This is a genomic window from Microbacterium longlingense, from assembly GCF_058349825.2.
In genome coordinates, this window is sequence record NZ_JBYRJA020000002.1 from 44,525 (window position 1) to 59,976 (window position 15,452).

The 15,452-nt window shown below is 68.2% G+C and carries 15 protein-coding genes; 5 read left to right on the forward strand and 10 right to left on the reverse strand.

The features are described 5' to 3' along the window. Positions 1–7 precede the first annotated feature (7 nt). From AC3RXY_RS03160 to AC3RXY_RS03185, 6 genes are all read right to left on the reverse strand, one after another. Complete coding sequence (locus AC3RXY_RS03160; protein ID WP_491509447.1) at positions 8–1,012, reverse strand: hydroxyacid dehydrogenase; 1,005 nt, start codon at positions 1,010–1,012, stop codon at positions 8–10. Continuing rightward, positions 1,009–1,932 carry a carbohydrate ABC transporter permease gene (locus tag AC3RXY_RS03165; RefSeq protein ID WP_491509448.1) on the reverse strand — a complete coding sequence of 308 codons (924 nt, stop codon included), beginning with the start codon at positions 1,930–1,932 and terminating at the stop codon, positions 1,009–1,011. The genes AC3RXY_RS03160 and AC3RXY_RS03165 overlap by 4 nt, the downstream gene beginning before the upstream one ends. Further along, positions 1,932–2,861, reverse strand: a complete 930-nt coding sequence (locus AC3RXY_RS03170) for a carbohydrate ABC transporter permease (protein WP_491509449.1) — start codon at positions 2,859–2,861, stop codon at positions 1,932–1,934. Before AC3RXY_RS03170 ends, AC3RXY_RS03165 begins: the two co-directional genes overlap by 1 nt. 65 nt (positions 2,862–2,926) lie before the next feature. Continuing rightward, positions 2,927–4,210 (reverse strand): ABC transporter substrate-binding protein, encoded by a 1,284-nt coding sequence (locus AC3RXY_RS03175; protein ID WP_491509450.1) that lies wholly within the window; start codon positions 4,208–4,210, stop codon positions 2,927–2,929. 99 nt (positions 4,211–4,309) lie between these two features. After that, the gene (locus tag AC3RXY_RS03180) at positions 4,310–5,410 is read right to left on the reverse strand and encodes a LacI family DNA-binding transcriptional regulator (RefSeq protein ID WP_491509451.1); all 1,101 of its coding nucleotides are present in this window, start codon (positions 5,408–5,410) and stop codon (positions 4,310–4,312) included. 97 nt (positions 5,411–5,507) lie between these two features. Further along, positions 5,508–6,233, reverse strand: a complete 726-nt coding sequence (locus AC3RXY_RS03185) for a ThuA domain-containing protein (protein WP_491509452.1) — start codon at positions 6,231–6,233, stop codon at positions 5,508–5,510. A 206-nt stretch (positions 6,234–6,439) separates the two neighbouring features. On the opposite strand from AC3RXY_RS03185, the gene AC3RXY_RS03190 reads away from it, so the two are divergent. From AC3RXY_RS03190 to AC3RXY_RS03205, 4 genes are read left to right on the forward strand one after another with little or no spacing between them, the layout of a single operon-like run. Further along, positions 6,440–7,654: a Gfo/Idh/MocA family protein gene (locus tag AC3RXY_RS03190; protein WP_491509453.1), complete on the forward strand. Its 1,215-nt coding sequence runs from the start codon at positions 6,440–6,442 to the stop codon at positions 7,652–7,654. A 5-nt stretch (positions 7,655–7,659) separates the two neighbouring features. Further along, positions 7,660–8,934 carry a DUF993 family protein gene (locus AC3RXY_RS03195; protein WP_491509454.1) on the forward strand — a complete coding sequence of 425 codons (1,275 nt, stop codon included), beginning with the start codon at positions 7,660–7,662 and terminating at the stop codon, positions 8,932–8,934. After that, positions 8,931–9,815, forward strand: coding sequence for a sugar phosphate isomerase/epimerase family protein (locus AC3RXY_RS03200; RefSeq protein WP_491509455.1), 885 nt, complete (start codon positions 8,931–8,933; stop codon positions 9,813–9,815). The genes AC3RXY_RS03195 and AC3RXY_RS03200 overlap by 4 nt, the downstream gene beginning before the upstream one ends. A 10-nt stretch (positions 9,816–9,825) precedes the next feature. Next, positions 9,826–10,866, forward strand: a complete 1,041-nt coding sequence (locus AC3RXY_RS03205) for a LacI family DNA-binding transcriptional regulator (RefSeq protein ID WP_491509456.1) — start codon at positions 9,826–9,828, stop codon at positions 10,864–10,866. 34 nt (positions 10,867–10,900) lie between these two features. Here AC3RXY_RS03205 and AC3RXY_RS03210 read toward each other — a convergent pair whose 3' ends face one another. Further along, a complete protein-coding gene (locus AC3RXY_RS03210) occupies positions 10,901–11,911 on the reverse strand; it encodes a quinone oxidoreductase family protein (protein ID WP_491509457.1) in 1,011 nt (336 codons plus the stop codon). A gap of 28 nt (positions 11,912–11,939) precedes the next feature. Between AC3RXY_RS03210 and AC3RXY_RS03215 the strand changes: the two genes are divergently transcribed. Further along, positions 11,940–12,380 (forward strand): MarR family winged helix-turn-helix transcriptional regulator, encoded by a 441-nt coding sequence (locus AC3RXY_RS03215; RefSeq protein WP_491509458.1) that lies wholly within the window; start codon positions 11,940–11,942, stop codon positions 12,378–12,380. Between the two features lie 39 nt (positions 12,381–12,419). Here AC3RXY_RS03215 and AC3RXY_RS03220 read toward each other — a convergent pair whose 3' ends face one another. The 3 genes from AC3RXY_RS03220 to AC3RXY_RS03230 form a co-directional block, all read right to left on the reverse strand. Continuing rightward, positions 12,420–13,247, reverse strand: a complete 828-nt coding sequence (locus tag AC3RXY_RS03220; protein WP_491509459.1) for a TrmH family RNA methyltransferase — start codon at positions 13,245–13,247, stop codon at positions 12,420–12,422. A 33-nt stretch (positions 13,248–13,280) separates the two neighbouring features. Next, entirely contained in the window at positions 13,281–14,096 is an 816-nt protein-coding gene (locus tag AC3RXY_RS03225) for a MerR family transcriptional regulator (RefSeq protein WP_491509460.1), read from the reverse strand. A 120-nt stretch (positions 14,097–14,216) separates the two neighbouring features. Continuing rightward, positions 14,217–15,452 carry an alpha/beta fold hydrolase gene (locus tag AC3RXY_RS03230; protein ID WP_491509461.1) on the reverse strand — a complete coding sequence of 412 codons (1,236 nt, stop codon included), beginning with the start codon at positions 15,450–15,452 and terminating at the stop codon, positions 14,217–14,219.

Genomic DNA, 15,452 nt, shown 5'->3' on the forward strand with positions numbered 1-15,452 from the left:
TGCGCTCTCATGCGGTGATCGCGAAGCGCCCCCGTTCCACCTCGTGAGCAAGCGGCAGCCCGGCAGTGAGGCGGCGCAGTTCATCGAGCACAGATTCGGAGAGCCGGCGCAGTTCGGTTCCGAGGGAGCCGGCGATATGAGGCGTCAGCAGGACGCGATCGGACCGGAAGAGGGGGTGATCCGCGTCGAGAATCCACGGCACCGTGACATCGAGCACGGCGTAGAGCTCTTGGTGCAGGAGCCTCGCGGTGAGCGCATCCTGGTCGACGATATCTCCGCGTGCGGTGTTGATCAGGGTGCTGCCGTGGCGCATGAGGCCGACGCGGTGCGCGTTGAGCAGGTTCTCGGTGGAGGGGAGAGAAGGAGCGTGAAGGGAGACGACATCGGAGGTAGCGAGGAGCTCATCCAGATCGAGCGGTTCGACACCCAGGACGGCCGCCTCCGCGTGATCCAGGAACGGATCGTAAACGACCACCTCAAGTGCGTACGATCGCAGGAGCTCGATGACCTTGCGGCCGATGGTCGAGGCCCCGACGATTCCCACGCGTTTGCGGTAGTTACCCATTCCCGGCACCGCGGCTTCGACATCGAAACTGCTTCGCAGCGAACGGTAGCGTGAGGCGATGGGCAACACGCCCTTGTTGGCGAGGACGATCATCGCGACGGTGTACTCCGCCACCGGAATCGCGTTCGCCGTGGTCGCAGAGCTGATGCGGATGCCCCGGTCCAGCACGTGCTCCGTCACGTAGGCCTTCACCGAACCTGCTGAATGCAGGATCGCCTCCAGACGTGGAGTGGCGGCAAGCGCAGCCGCGTCCATGCGCGGAGCGCCCCAGCCGGTGATCAGGACATCGACCGAGGCGAGCACGTCGTGTGCGGCGTCCGACTCGTACTCGTGGAGGAAACCGGCGATATCGGCGACCTCCGCGAACGCCGCTTTCCGTTCGGCCGGGAACATCCGCGGCAGAACGGACTCCGACATGACGAACGCGACTCGCTTGCGGCCGGTCACTTGACACTCCCGGCCGTCAGCCCCGAGCGCCAGAAACGTTGCAGCATCACGAACGCGATCAGCAGCGGAACGACCGAGACGAAGGACCCCACGATGACGAGGGTTGCGAATCCCGGATTCTGCTGTACCTGACTCTGCCAGAGGAATATGCCGACGCTGACGGGGAACAGGTCACGGTTCTGCAGCATGATGAGGGGGAGCATGAAGTTGTTCCAGATGGCCACGAACTGGAACAACGCGATCGTCACGAACCCCGGAGCCAGCATCGGGAAACCGACCGAGACGAAGGTGCGCACCGCGCCGGCGCCGTCGACGCGCGCCGCCTCCAACGTCTCGTTGGGGATGTAGCCGGCGCTGAACACCCTGGCGAGGTAGACGCTGAACGGGTTGCAGAGCGTCGGGATGACGACGGCCCAGAACGTATTGGTGATTCCGGCGGCCGCGGCAAGCAGATAGAGCGGGATCACCGTGGCTGTGTTGGGGATGAGGACGCCGACGAGCACCGCCCCGTACCATGCACCCTTGCCACGGAACGCGAACTTGTCGAACGCGTACCCCGCCATGAGCGCGATGAAGCCACCGACGACAGCGCCGATCCCGGCATACAGAATGCTGTTTGCCAACCAGCGGACGAAGAGCCCGCCATCCTGTGCCAACAGCTGTCGGAGGTTCGACAGGAACGCGTCCCCGAAGCTGAACACGTTGCCCGAGTAGAGGCCTTTCGTGTCTTTTGTCGCTGCAAACACGAGCCACAGGAGGGGCAGAATCATATAGGCCGTGCCGACGAGGAGCAGGCCGTTGACGCTCGCAATCGCGGGCAGTCTGCGGAGATTGTGCTTGCGGGCGCGCTGCCCGTCGAGCGTCAGGCGGGGCCCGGACGCCGCGACGGTGCCTGGGGACGCCTCGAGTGCGGTGTCCATCAGGTGCGCTCCCTGGCGGTGAATCGAGTGACAGCCCACGACAGGAGACCGGCAAGGAGGGCCAGGATGATCGAGGCGGCCGCCGCCTGCGGCAAGTTGTTGCGGTTGAAGGCGGCATGGTATGCCCACATGTTCGGCACCCACGTCTCCGTGACAGCGGTCGTCGCCGACGACAGTATCTTCGGCTCCGCAAACAACTGCAGCGAACCGATGACGGTGAAGAGCAGGGCGACGCCCAGCGCAGGCCACACCAGCGGTGTCTTGATCGAGAATGCGGTGCGGATCTCACCGGCGCCGTCGACCCGAGCGGCCTCCAGAATCTCGCGCGGCACCGTCTGCAGCGCGGTGAACAGGATGATGACGTTGTACCCCGCCCACTCCCACACCGCGATGTTCACCATCGAAGGCAGCACCAGCTGCACCGAGAGGAAATCGATCGCTATCCCGCCGGAAGCGAGACCCTTGACGATCGGGCTCACCGCGGGCGTATAGAGGTAGGCCCAGATCAGAGCTGCGATCACCCCGGGCACGGCGTGGGGAAGGAAGAGGAGGAGCTGGAACGCACGCTGCGCGTAGCTCACACTCGCGTCGAGCAGCAGCGCGAGCAGCAGTGCAGTCAGGAGCAGTGTCGGCACGTAGAGCAGGCAGTACGCGGCGAGCCTGCCGAAGCCCTCCAGGAACGCTCGATCCGACATCACGTCGAGGTAGTTGCTGACCCCGACGAACTCGATCGTCGCATCGCCGAATCCGAGCCCGCCACGGCGTTCTGCGAAGAGACTCATGCCGATCGCATAGACGATCGGTGCGATCATCGTGATCGCGAAGATGGACAGGAACGGGATGAGGAAGATCGCTGCTGAACGACCGCCGGTGCCGGGTATGCTTCGGCGACTCAGCGGTGGTTCGCTGGCGCGTATGCGCAGAGCCATATTCTGGACCCTTCCGTGGAGTGCCGGCGGCGGTGCGACCGACTCTGCTGACGATCGTCGGGTGGCTATTCGGAGATCTCGAGGCCGAGCGAGGCCAGCGCGTCGACGGTGGCGTTCTGCGTTCGCTCCAACGCTGCGGTGAGCGTGGATGCCGTCGTCACGGTCTCCTTCAGCGCGGACCCCGTGGTTTCGTAGCTCGGGCCCCAAGCCCACGGACCGAGGTGCTCGGACGCCTCGTCGAAGACGGCATAGATGTCGTTGGCGTAGTAGTCGACGGGCGCGACGGAGGCTGCGACGTCGCTCAGCCCGGGGAAGGCGGGGTATGCGGTGCCGACGGCGCCGCGGGCTTCCACGGCCTCTGGGGACGTCGTCAGCCACTGGAGGAATACCGCCGCAGCGGCTGCGTTCGCGGAGTTCTTGGTGACGACGAAGCTCGTCCCGCCGCTGAGCGCTCCCTTTGGTGTCCCATCCCATGACGGCGGGACCGCCGCGATCCATTTGCCGGCCTGGCCTGCTCCTTCGGTCCGCGTCTTCAGCGCGGACGCACTCCACGAGCCGCCGACCCAGCTGTTGATGACGCCATTCGCGAGGTCGGCGGTCCACTCGTCGCTCAATCCGAGCTGCGCCTTCACCAGGCCTTCGTCGATGAGGCGCTGCCAGTAGTCGGCGACGGCCATCGACTCGGCGCCGTTGATGTCGATTTTCCAGCGATCGCCATCGATGCTGAACCATTCGGCCCCGGCTTGCCATGACAGCGGAGCCAGCTGAGGTTCGTTGGTGAAGAAAGCGGTGAGATAGGAATCAGGGTCGACGGCCTTGACCGCGCGCGCAGCCTCCTCGAACTCGGCCCAGGTGGTGGGAACATCGACGCCCGCGGTATCGAGCACATCCTGCCGATACCAGACCACGAGTGGCGGCGCGTCGTAGGGGAGTGCGTAGGTGGCATCCGCGAAGGACACCAGCTCTCGCACCTGCGGGTCATATGCCTCGAGGATGTCGCCCGCGACGAAGCCGTCGACCGGGAGGAGCTGATCTGAGGCGACGAAGCCAGGAAGGCGGTCGTATTCGATGCCAGCCACATCCGGGCCGGTTCCCGATGTGATCGCGGCCGACAGTTTGGTGTAGCCGCCGTTCTGGCCGTTCGGAATCTCTTCGAATGTCACCGTGATCGCGTCCTGACTCTCGTTGAACGCCGCCGCTACCTCCGCCATGCCGCTCAGAGACGACCAGAAGGTGATTTCCCCGGTCGGCGCGCTCGAGGGTGGAGAGGGCTCGGAAGCTGCCGGGGCGCAACCGGCCACGAGGGCGCCGGTTGCGAGGACGGCTGCGGCGAAGCGGCGCTGAGACATGATCGGTTCTCCTTTGAATCTGCAATCGTGCGTCCCGATCATCCGACCGCGGTTGTCGGCTCGGCAACCCCCAGGAGCTCAAACGAACAAGAACGCACATCACGCCAGGCGCACGGTCGAGTCCCGCACGACCAGGGTGGGCAGGAGCAGCATGCGGACCATCCGGTGCGAGGCGCCCGCGGGCTCGCGCAGCCGATCGACACAGAGCCGCAGGGCGGCGTGCCCGAGTTCGTGCTTGGCGGGCGCCACCGCCGTGAGCGGTACGCGCGCGAGCGCAGCGACCTCATCGTCGTAGGCGACGACCGCGAACTGTTCGGGAATTCGCAGGCCGCGCTCGAGCGCGCGGTCGGTGAAAGCCATCGCATCGGCGTCACCCAGGAGAACGGCGGCGGTCACGTCGGCTGCGATGCAGTCGCTGAGAAGGTCCTCCAGCTCAGGCCCGGTCACGCTTTCACCGATCGGTGGCGTGGACAGGACGCGGCGCAAGGAATGCGCGTCGATGCCGAGTTGTCCCGTCGCTCGCTCGAACCCCTCGCGCAGGCTCGTCGCCGTTGCCGCGGGCCGGGTGGCGAGCGCGATGCGGCGATGACCCTGCGCACTCAGATGCTGCACGGCAAGGGCGGCTCCGTATGCGTGGTCGGAGCGGACCCAGTCCAGCCCGCCTGCGCTGTCGTCCTCGACGGCGCGCTCGACGAACACGATCGGGATCCGTGCGGATTCGAGGAGCGCCCGCAGAGGCGAGGCTGCGGTGATCGCGTCGTGCGGGGTGATCATGAGCGCATCGATGCCGCCGGAGATGAGCCGTCGCGCCTGTCGCAACTCTTCCTCGGGTGAATAGTTCGTCGCACCAACCACGAGACGGCAGTTGAACTCGTTGGCAGCGCGATTTGCGCCGCGGATGATGTCAGGGAAGTAGTAGCCGGTGGTGGGCACGATCATCCCGATCGTCGCGACCGGACGCGAGGACCGGACGGATCGGTCGGGGGAAATGGCTGTTCCGGTCTCCTGTTGTTGCGCGACGGCGACCGACACGGCGCCGCCGTGTACCCGGATGAGGAGCCCCCGACGCTGCATCTCGTCCAGGTCGCGCCGCAACGTCATGGCGGAGACCCCCAGTCGTCCCGCGAGTGATGCGCTCGACAAAGCTCCCCGCATCTCGAGCTCCCGCAGGATCGCATCCCGTCGTGCCGCCCCCACCATGCTGCCTCCTTGGTCGCCTGATACCGAGCCGGAGCGCCGGAGCGCTCACCTGTCGCGCGCGATGGCCGACAGGGTACCCAAGCCTGCGCCGAGACGGTCAGCGGTCACTGTCGGGTGCCAGCCAGCGCACGAGTTCGCGCAGGAGCTCGCGATGCCCATCAGATTCGAACGACCCCGGGTCGTGCCCCAGTACGTCGACGGCGATGCGCGATCTCCCGAAGCGTCGTACCCACGCGGTCGGCTCTACGCCGTCGGGGCCGTCGTGCTCGGCGACGACCTGTCGATCGCCGATGAACTGCAGTCCGCAGTAGCGCTCATCATGAACCTCGAAGCTGTCGAAGCTGTCGAAGCGGACCGCGGTGGCACCGGGAGCCGGGCGGATCCGTGCCGGACCGGCGTCAGGGTGGAACGAAGCGCCGGGGATCCAGAGACCTCCGATGGCGGCACCCCACTCCGGGTATCCGCGCAGCGACCCTACCGCAGCGTGCATCGCCAGGATCGCGATGCCACGGTCGATCGCGGCCGCGAGACCCCGGACCGAGGCGATCGGCGGCCGTGCAGGGGCGGAGCTGCGCCAGGGATCGCCGGCGTTGACGACGAGAAGATCTGCGCCGTCGAGGCCTCGTGTCGCACGATCGACGTCGTCGTCGATCGAGACCGTGAACCCGTCCGCCATGAGGAGCGCGCCGATAGCCAGGCTGGTCTCGTCGAACCGGTGCCACGGGTCGCCGTAGGGGCCGGTGCCGCTCGCGATCACGACCTGGCCCCGCGGTTTGTTCGGAGGCACCTCGTGGGCGGTGCTGGGTTCGACAGGAAATCCCATGAAGGGAGGATAGCGCTTTCCGTCAGCCCTTCGACCGATGACCCCGGAGGTGCCGTGCACACGGAGGGCGTCCGGGCTGACGTGCGGGTGGCTGTGTGGCACGAGGTTGCGGAAAGCGAACTCCGATGTCACGATGGCTCGACCGGAAAGCGCTTACCCACCTTCCATCGTCCACCGGGACGATTTCATGACCAGGGAGATACACGATGTCAGAGTCAACGACCCTCGTCGCGGCACCCGCCGCGAAGCCCATCCGACCCCCGCATCTCGCCGTCCGTGAGGTCGGGATCATCATGAACGGCGTCTCCGGGCGGATGGGGTACCGTCAGCACCTGGTTCGTTCGATCCTCGCGATTCGCGACCAGGGCGGGATCGAGCTCCGCGACGGTGCGAAGATCACCGTCCGGCCGCTTCTCGTCGGCCGCGACGCCGTGAAGCTCGCGGAGATCGCCGCGCGACACGGCATCGAGGACTACACGACCGACCTCGATGGGGCTCTCGCCGACCCGCGCTGGGAGATCTATGCAGACTTCCTCGTTACGAAGGCTCGCGCTTCGGCGCTGCGCAGGGCGATCGCCGCGGGCAAGGCCATATACACCGAGAAGCCCACGGCCGAGTCTGTCCACGAGGCCGTCGAGCTCGCCCGGCTCGCCGCTGTCTCCGGCGTGAAAACGGGCGTCGTGCACGACAAGCTCTATCTTCCGGGCCTGCAGAAGCTCAAGCGCCTGATCGACTCCGGATTCTTCGGCCGAGTCCTGTCGGTGCGTGGCGAGTTCGGCTACTGGGTGTTCGACGGCGACGGTCAGCCTGCGCAGCGCCCGTCGTGGAACTACCGAGTCGAGAATGGCGGCGGAATCATCGTCGACATGTTCCCGCACTGGAACTATGTGCTGGAGAACCTGTTCGGCAGAGTCCGAACCGTCTACGCGCAGGCCGCTGTGCACGTCACCGACCGCTGGGATGAGAACGGCGAGCCCTATGTCGCGACGGCTGAAGACGCCGCGTACGGCGTTTTCGAGCTCGATAGCGGTGTCATCGCACAGATCAACTCGAGTTGGACGGTTCGGGTCAACCGGGATGAGCTCGTGGAGTTCCACGTCGACGGCACGCACGGCTCAGCAGTGGTCGGCCTGTTCCACGCCAAGATTCAGCACCGTGCTGCGACGCCCAAGCGGGTGTGGAACCCCGATCTGGCAGACGACCACGACTACGACGCGGACTGGGCACAGGTGCCGGCCAACGACGTGTACCGCAACGGTTTCAGGCAGCAGTGGGAGGAGTTCCTGGTCTCCTACGTCGAGGGCACCGAGTACCCCTTCGACCTTCTCGCGGGGGCGCGTGGGGTGCTTCTCGCGCAGGCGGGGCTGCAGTCGAGTCGCGAGGGTCGCAAGGTCGAGCTGCCCGCGCTGGCGCCGGGGTGATCCGAATGCTGCAGGACACCGCTGGCCCGACGCTCACGCTTCTGCGTGCCGACGGCTCCGTAACGACCGCGCCGCTGAACGAGGCGCCTCCGTATGCGAAGCCCGCGGGGCCGTTGCGGACGCGGGTCGCCTATGCGGCTGCGCATGTCGTGCCTCGTGCATGGGCGGACAACACCCCAGGGCGGCCGGCCGAAATCGACTGGGACGCCACGCTCGACTTCCGTCGCCATGTTTATTCGTGGGGGCTGGGCGTGGCCGATGCGATGGACACTGCTCAACGCAACATGGGTCTGGATCCAGCCGCGACGCGTGACCTCATCGCGCGGTCGGCGCGTGTAGCGCGGGAGGAGGGCGGCTCGGTGGTCGTCGGCGTGAATACCGACCACGTCGACGCGGATGTCCTGAGCCTCGCAGAGGTGGCCGACGCCTATAAAGAGCAGCTGCACTTCGCCGAGGACCAGGGCGCCGACACTGTCCTCATGGCGTCGCGGCACCTCGCCAGGTCGGCTGAATCGAAGACGGACTACCTTCGCGTCTACGGCGCTGTGCTCCAGGCGGCTTCGACTCCCGTCGTGCTGCACTGGCTCGGTCCGGTGTTTGACCCGCAGCTTGCGGGGTACTTCGGGAGTTCCGCATGGGCGACGGCGTCCGAAGTCCTCCTGCGCATCATCGCTGAAAACCCGGGGAAGGTCGCCGGAGTCAAGATGAGCCTGCTGGACGCGGCAGCGGAAGTAGCCGTGCGTGAGCGCCTCCCCGGCGGCGTGCGCATGTTCACCGGTGACGACTTCAACTATGTCGGGCTCATTGGCGGCGACGCACTCGCACCGTCTGTCGGGGAACGGCAACGCGGTGAACCGCGCCACGAGGCATCGACGCTGGCACAGGACTCGCATCCGGCCCTTTCGACGAAGGACGCCGGGCACTCCGACGCGTTGCTCGGCGCGTTCGCGGCGCTGGCGCCGACCGCGTCGGCGGCGATCCAAGCGCTCGATGATGGGGACCCTGCAGCCTACCTGTCGATTCTCGGTCCGACGGTGGACCTCAGCAGGCAGGTGTTCGCTGAGCCGACGTTCTATTACAAGACGGGCATCGCGTTCCTGTCGTGGCTGAACGGACACCAGCAGGCGTTCCAGATGGTGGGCGGTCTGCACTCCGCGAGGAGCCTGCCGCACCTGTCGTGCATCGTCGAGTTTGCGAACCGCGCCCATGCACTGGAGCAGCCAGAGGTCGCCAGGGAACGATGGCACGGGATGCTGCGATTGAACGGGGTGGACGCATGACGACCAACGTCGATCGGGCGGACCCGCGACTGTCAATCAACCAGGCCACGGTCAAGCGAGCAGACCTCGCGACCGCGCTTCGTGTCACGGCGGAGGCCGGCGTGCAGGCGATCGGCCTGTGGCGTGAGCCGGTGCACAGCGTCGGACTCGCGACCGCCGCGAGGATGCTGACCGATTCGGGCCTGCGTGTGACGACGCACTGCCGCGCGGGCTTCTTCACGATGTCCGAAGGGCCGGCACGGCGGGCATCGATCGATGACAGCCGTCGCGCGATCGAGGAGACCGCGACGCTCGCGGCGGCGGGAGCGCCCGGGTCGACGTCCGTCCTCGTTCTCGTCGCAGGTGGACTCCCGGACAGCTCCCGCGACATCGCAGGAGCACGGAAACGTGTGCGTGACGCGATCGGCGACCTTGCGCCGGATGCCGCGGCCGCCGGCGTCACGCTCGCGATCGAGCCGTTGCATCCGATGTACGCGACCGACCGGTGTGTCGTCTCCACGCTCGGTCAAGCGCTCGACATCGCCGCTCCATTCGCCCCTGCCGTCGTCGGCGTCGCTCTCGACACATTTCATGTCTTCTGGGATCCCGACGTTCTTGCCCAGATCGCGCGTGCGGGTCGGGAAGGCCGTATTGCCACCTATCAGGTCTGTGACTGGAGAACGCCGCTGCCCGCTGACGTCCTGCTCAGTCGGCACTATCCGGGTGCCGGCGTCATCGACCTCGGGACGCTGACACGCGCCGTGGTCGCGACCGGTTACGACCGAGACATTGAGGTCGAGATCTTCAACGAGCGGATCTGGGCGACCGACCCGCTCGAGGCCGTGCGTTGCGCGGCAGCTGGGTTCCGTGCGGCTGTCTCGCCCCACCTGGGAGCGCCGTAGACTCTCGTCGATGATCGAGTCGACCGTGGTGCCCCGCGCTGACCGTGCAATGCCGACCCTGCACGATGTTGCGCGCGCCGCCGGTGTCTCGCTTGCGACGGCATCCCGTGTGCTCAACGGCTCCACGCGGAACGTCGCAGAGTCCTACCGGGCGCGGGTCGAGATGGCCGCACTCGAACTGGGGTACACCGCCAACCTCTCGGCGCAGGCGACGGCGAAGGGGACAGCGGCGGTCGTCGCGCTTCTGGTCGCCGACATCGCGGACCCGTACTTCGGTCTCTTGGCATCCGGCGTCGCGCGCGGCGCGGACGAAGCCGGAATCGTGGTCACGATCGCGATGACCGGACGCGACACCGATCGCGAGGCACGTCTTGTCCGTGCGCTTCGCGGCCAGCGTCCGCGGGCGATCATCCTCGCGGCTTCGCGCAGCGCGGAATCGTCGGCGCCGGAGTTGCAAAGAGAGCTCGATGCGATTTCGGCGATGGGCGGTCGCGTCGTCGCAGTCGGAGCGGGCGCGGGCACCGCGCGTTCCGTGCTGATTGACAACTACGGGGGAGCACGTGCCCTGGGGGCGGCGATCGCCGAGCGGGGCTACCGTCAGGCCGTCGCGATCGGGGCGCCAGAGGGGGTCCGCACCTCGGACGAACGCATTGCGGGGTTCTCGACTGGTTTCGAGTCGGGCGGAGGGGTCCTCACGCGCGTCCACCGGAGCGGATTCACACGGGATGCTGGCCTCGCCGCGATGCGTGAGATTCTCGCGAGCGGCATCGCGCCGGGAACCGTCGTCTTCGGTATCAGCGACGTCGTCGCTATCGGTGCTCTCAGTGCACTGCGCGAAGCGGGCCGGGAGCCAGGCGCCGATATCGCTCTTGCAGGCTTCGATGACATCCCGCTCAGCCGCGACGTGACGCCAGCGCTCACGACCGTGCGCATTCCGCTCGAAGACGTCGGTTCCGCGGCGTTCCGCGCCGCGGTCGACGAGTCTTGGCAGCCCGACGAGGGCACGGTCGCGCTCGATGTCCTGTTGCGCGAGAGCACTCCGCCGCGCTGAGTGGCGCGGCGCGCCGGGCGGCGCCGGTGCTGTTCTACGGCATGACGAGCACGACCTTGGTGCCGGTCTCCGCGTGGCGGGCCTGGGCGAGGGCCGTCGCATAGTCGTCGAGCCGATACTCGACGGCGCGCGGTGGCCGGAGGCGTCCCGCCGCGACATCGCCCAGGGCGGCGGCGAGGGCGTCGCGGTATGCCGCACGCCGCGTCGCCACGATGAACGGTGCAGAGCACACGCGTTCGCTCACGGCCGACCGCCGGCGCAGCAGCGTGCCGACGAAGCCGGACGCCGTCGCGCGGCGCGGGTGCGCGGAGCCGCCGTCGAACGCGATGCGGACGATGCGCCCGCCCCGCGCGACGACACGGCGGAGGGCGCGGTCTCCGGTGTGGTCGATCGCCCCCGTGACGCCCCCGCTCGTCGCGGCGACGAGGGCTGCGGGCCAGTCCGGGTCTCGATAGTCGAAGACCGTCGCGCCGAGGCTCTCCGCGCGCGTCCGGGTGCGAGCAGAGGCCGTGCCGAAGACCTCGAGACCACGGGCGGCGGCGAGCTGAACGGCCCACGAGCCGACCGCACCGCCTGCGCCCTGGACGAGGACGTGACGGCCGCCGGGGATCAGGGTGTCCAGCGCGAATCGCGCGGTCACGGCGTCAAGCGGGACCGTGGCCGCGACCGCAGCGTCGAGCCCATCCGGCAGCGGGACCAGAAGCGATGGGGCGACGCGGATGTGCGTGGCATGGGCACCCATCCGCGGGAGGACGCCGGCCACCCGCTGGCCGTCCGCCGGCCCCGCGTGCTCCGAACCGGGATGCGCGATGACGCCGACGAAGTCGTAGCCGGGTGTGAATCCCGGCGCGGGCTGCATGAGATAGTCCCCGCGCACCGCCGCGGCATCGGTGCTCCCGATGGACGTGTGCGTCACGCGCACGAGCACGCCACCCCGCATCGTGCGCTCGCCTCCGGTGCGGGCGTGCAGGGTGGGAGTCGCTCCGAACCGGGCGACGCGCAGGGCCTCTGGGCGGTCGCCTCCGGCAGATGGGTGACATATCATGTTTCTAAGCCTACAAGAGGTAGATGATATGTCACACGATTCTTCGGACGCCGCGGTCCTGGCGTTCGCGTTCGAGCTCAAGAGCCTCACGACCGAGCTCAATGCCACCCTCTCGGCCTGCTTCCGTCCCCTCGGGATCACGTGCGTCCAGGCGGAGGCCATCATGGCTCTGGATGATCTGGGCCCGGCTACGCTCACGGAGCTTTCCCGTCACCTCGTGGCGGAGTCCGGACACCCGAGCCGTCTGGTGTCGCGGCTCGCCGATGAGGGCCTCGTCGCCCGATCGCCGTCGCCCGTCGATGGTCGTGCTGTGATGCTCGACCTCACCGTTCGCGGGCGGGAGCTCGCCGCACGGGCGCGTGAGGCCCGCGCGCCTCTTGTCGCGGAGTTCGCCCGGGCCTACGGTGCTCGCCTCGACGCCGCGACGACCCTCGTGCGCGATATCCGCGGTGCGCTCGCTCGCCGCTGACGCATGCCGGAGAGAAGCCGGCTGACCAGCGGGTCACGATCATCGTCCGGCCCGCGACCGTTCGTAGAGAGCGAGCGCGGCGGCGACCGAGACGTTCAGCGACTCGACGCCCGGGGCCATCGGCACCGTGAATCGGTGTGCGGCGAGCCCATCGAGCCCCGGCGAGACGCCGTGGCGCTCCGCTCCCAGCATGATCGCCATCCTCCCGCGCGGCACGCTGATGTCGCTGAGCGGCGATGAGGCGTCTGCGCTGAGGCTGGCGAGCGGGACGCGTGTTCGCCGGAGGAAGCTCCTGAGCTCATCGGGACGGGCCGTCACGACGGGAACCGTGAAGACGAGACCGCGGCTGGCCCGGATGAGACGACGGTCGAAGACATGGGGCAGGCCGCTGTCAACGAGGATGACACCGGATGCTGCGAAAGCGCATGCCGAGCGGACGATCGCCCCGATGTTCCCCGGCAGGCGAACGCCGTCGAGCACCACGAGATCGCCGGGCGATGCGGCCAGCGCCGGCCACGGCGTCGTCTTCGGTGCGCGGGCGAGCGCGAACATCCGGGACTGCTTGTCGTCGCCGAAGAGCGTCCGGCGGGCGGCGCCGCCGAGCACGTGAAGGTCCACGTTCGGCACGGCGGCACGCAGTCGGGCGGCCGCCGCGGTCCGCTCCGCGGCGTAGAGCGCCAGGATGCGCACGCCGGCGTGCTGTGCCGTGAGAATGTTCTCCGCGTCGTCGATCAGGATCGTCCGTGGCCGTGCGGCGCGGGTGCGCAGCACGTCGGAGACGCGGGCCGCAGCGGGATGGCGTGGATCGTCGATGACCATCAGGCCCGCTGGCGGTGCCGTGTGTGCGTCGATCAGGTTCCCGGTCATGAAACCAGCGTCTGGCCTGACGTCGCGTGAGGGTCAAGTCGACGGCGCAGGCCACGCCGCTGCCGCCGGGTCGACACCGTGGGTGCGAGCAGCGGCGTCGATCGCGTCCCGCAGCCACGCGCTGAGTGCGGGCTCGACCACGTCGATCGTGTCGCGGAAACGGTCGTCCTCGACGAACAGGCGCCCCAGCACGACGTGCATCGACGGGGTGCAGGTATACAGGTTCCCGATCAGTGCGCGATGCCGCTCGGCCAGTGCGCATCCGGCCGCACCCGATGGCGGCACGCCGGAGCGCATCGCGATCGCCATCTCCGTGTACAGCGTCTGGCCTTGCTGCTGGAGCTTCTCGCGATCAGCGGCCGTCAGGGCCGCGGCGTTGCGCTCGTACTCCCGCCACTGATCCGAACCGCCCCAGCGCTGGTGAGCTTCGTCGGCCCACTCCGGCCGCCACCATCGTCCGAACAGCTCCGCCTGTTCCTGCAGTGTGAGCGCGGCGCCGGCCTCTCGCCGGGCAAGGACCTGAGCGACTGCTTCTGCGGTGCGCTGCAGGCCGGCGATTCGGTCCTCCAGGAGGCGGTGCTGTCGCCGGAGGTGCTGCACCTCGTCCACGCGCGGGTCGTCCAGGAGCTCTGCGATCACGGCGAGCGGAAACCCGAGCTCGCGGTAGACGAGTACGCGGTGAATGCGGTCGACGTCCTCCGGGCGGTAACAGCGATATCCGGCCGGTGTGCGCGTCGTCGCGCTCACCAGGCCGATCTCATCCCAGTGGTGCAGGGTGCGGATGCTGACCCCGACCAGACGTGCGACGGCCCCGACTGTCAGGGTCTCGCGATGGGTCTGCTCCGACATCGTGTCTTCCTTCCCGCGGTCGTCTCATTGTCGCCTCTGCGCGGCGCGGTAACACCACCCGGATCTCTGCCGATCTCGGCATCGCCGGCCGGTGTGGCAGCACGCCGTCGAGGTCCCGCCCTAGCTCAGCGCCCTCGGGGCGAGCTCGGCGAGCCGGAGGCGCGCAGCCACGATCGCGCGGATGATCCCTGGCTTGCCGCGGGGGTGTTGCGGCAGCACGGCGGGAGTCAGGGCGGCACGTGTTCGCACGGCCTCGCTGAGAAGCCGCATCGCGGCGATCGCCAGTTCGGGAAGCGTGTCGAGTGCGCTATGCCCGTGGTCCTCGACTGCCAGGAGCACGGCGCCGGGAATACGGGCGGTGATCTCTTCCGCCGTCGTTCTCGGTGTCCGCAGGTCGCGGTCGCCGCTGATCACCACGGTCGGCCAGGTGAACGCCGAGATCTGTCCGGGGAGATCGAACGGCTCTCCCTGATACGCGGAGAACAGAGGGGCGGCAGCGCGGAAACCGGCTGTGGTATCCAGGGGGCCGACGTCATTCGCCGGCGCGTAGTCGAGCTCGCGGAACGCGATCTCTCCCACCAGATCGAATTCCATCAGGAAGGGGTGGGTCTTCATGATCTCCCGCGATCCAAGTGCCTGGACCCAGGCCCAGAACCGGCGCCCCTTCCCGCGCTCCAGCAGGCGGAGTGCCCGGTCGACGAAGGCTGCGCCGCCGAACTCGAAGAGGAACTGCAGCGGAAAGCCGGCGTCGTCGGCGACGATCATGCCGCTTTCGGCGAGCCCGCGGACCTGCCTCGCCTGGTCGTGCGTGCCCGCCGTCCCGGTCCAGAATCTCGCGCGCAGAACGTCGGTCGCGGAGTCCCCGGCGTGCGCGCCCAGCATCGCAGAGTCGAGCACCATACCGGCGACACGACTCGGATGACGCACGCCGAAGCCCTGGGCGAGATAGCTGCCGTAGGACGTGCCGTAGACGATGGCGTGGTCGATGCCCTCCGCGTCGAGCACCGCGGCGGCATCGTCGATCGCGGAGTCGATCGAGATCGCCGCTCGGGGAAGATCCCTCCCGTCGGACGTGGTGCGGGACAGCCCGATGCCGCGATGCTCGACCATGATGATGTCCAGGCCGGCCTTCGAGACCATCGATCGGAGCCGCCGGTAGGGCAGCACGGAAGCCAGGCCGGGGCCGCCCGGGAACACCAGAACGGGGGTGCGGGTGCGCGGCCCCGTGCGCGTATAGGCGAGATCGAAGCCACGCCCGTCCGGGAGCTCACGGCGCAGGCGTGTCACGCCGGGCAGGCGCAGCAGTCGCGCCGTGCGGCGTGGTATCCGGGCGTCCGAGGTGGCGGTGTCGATCAT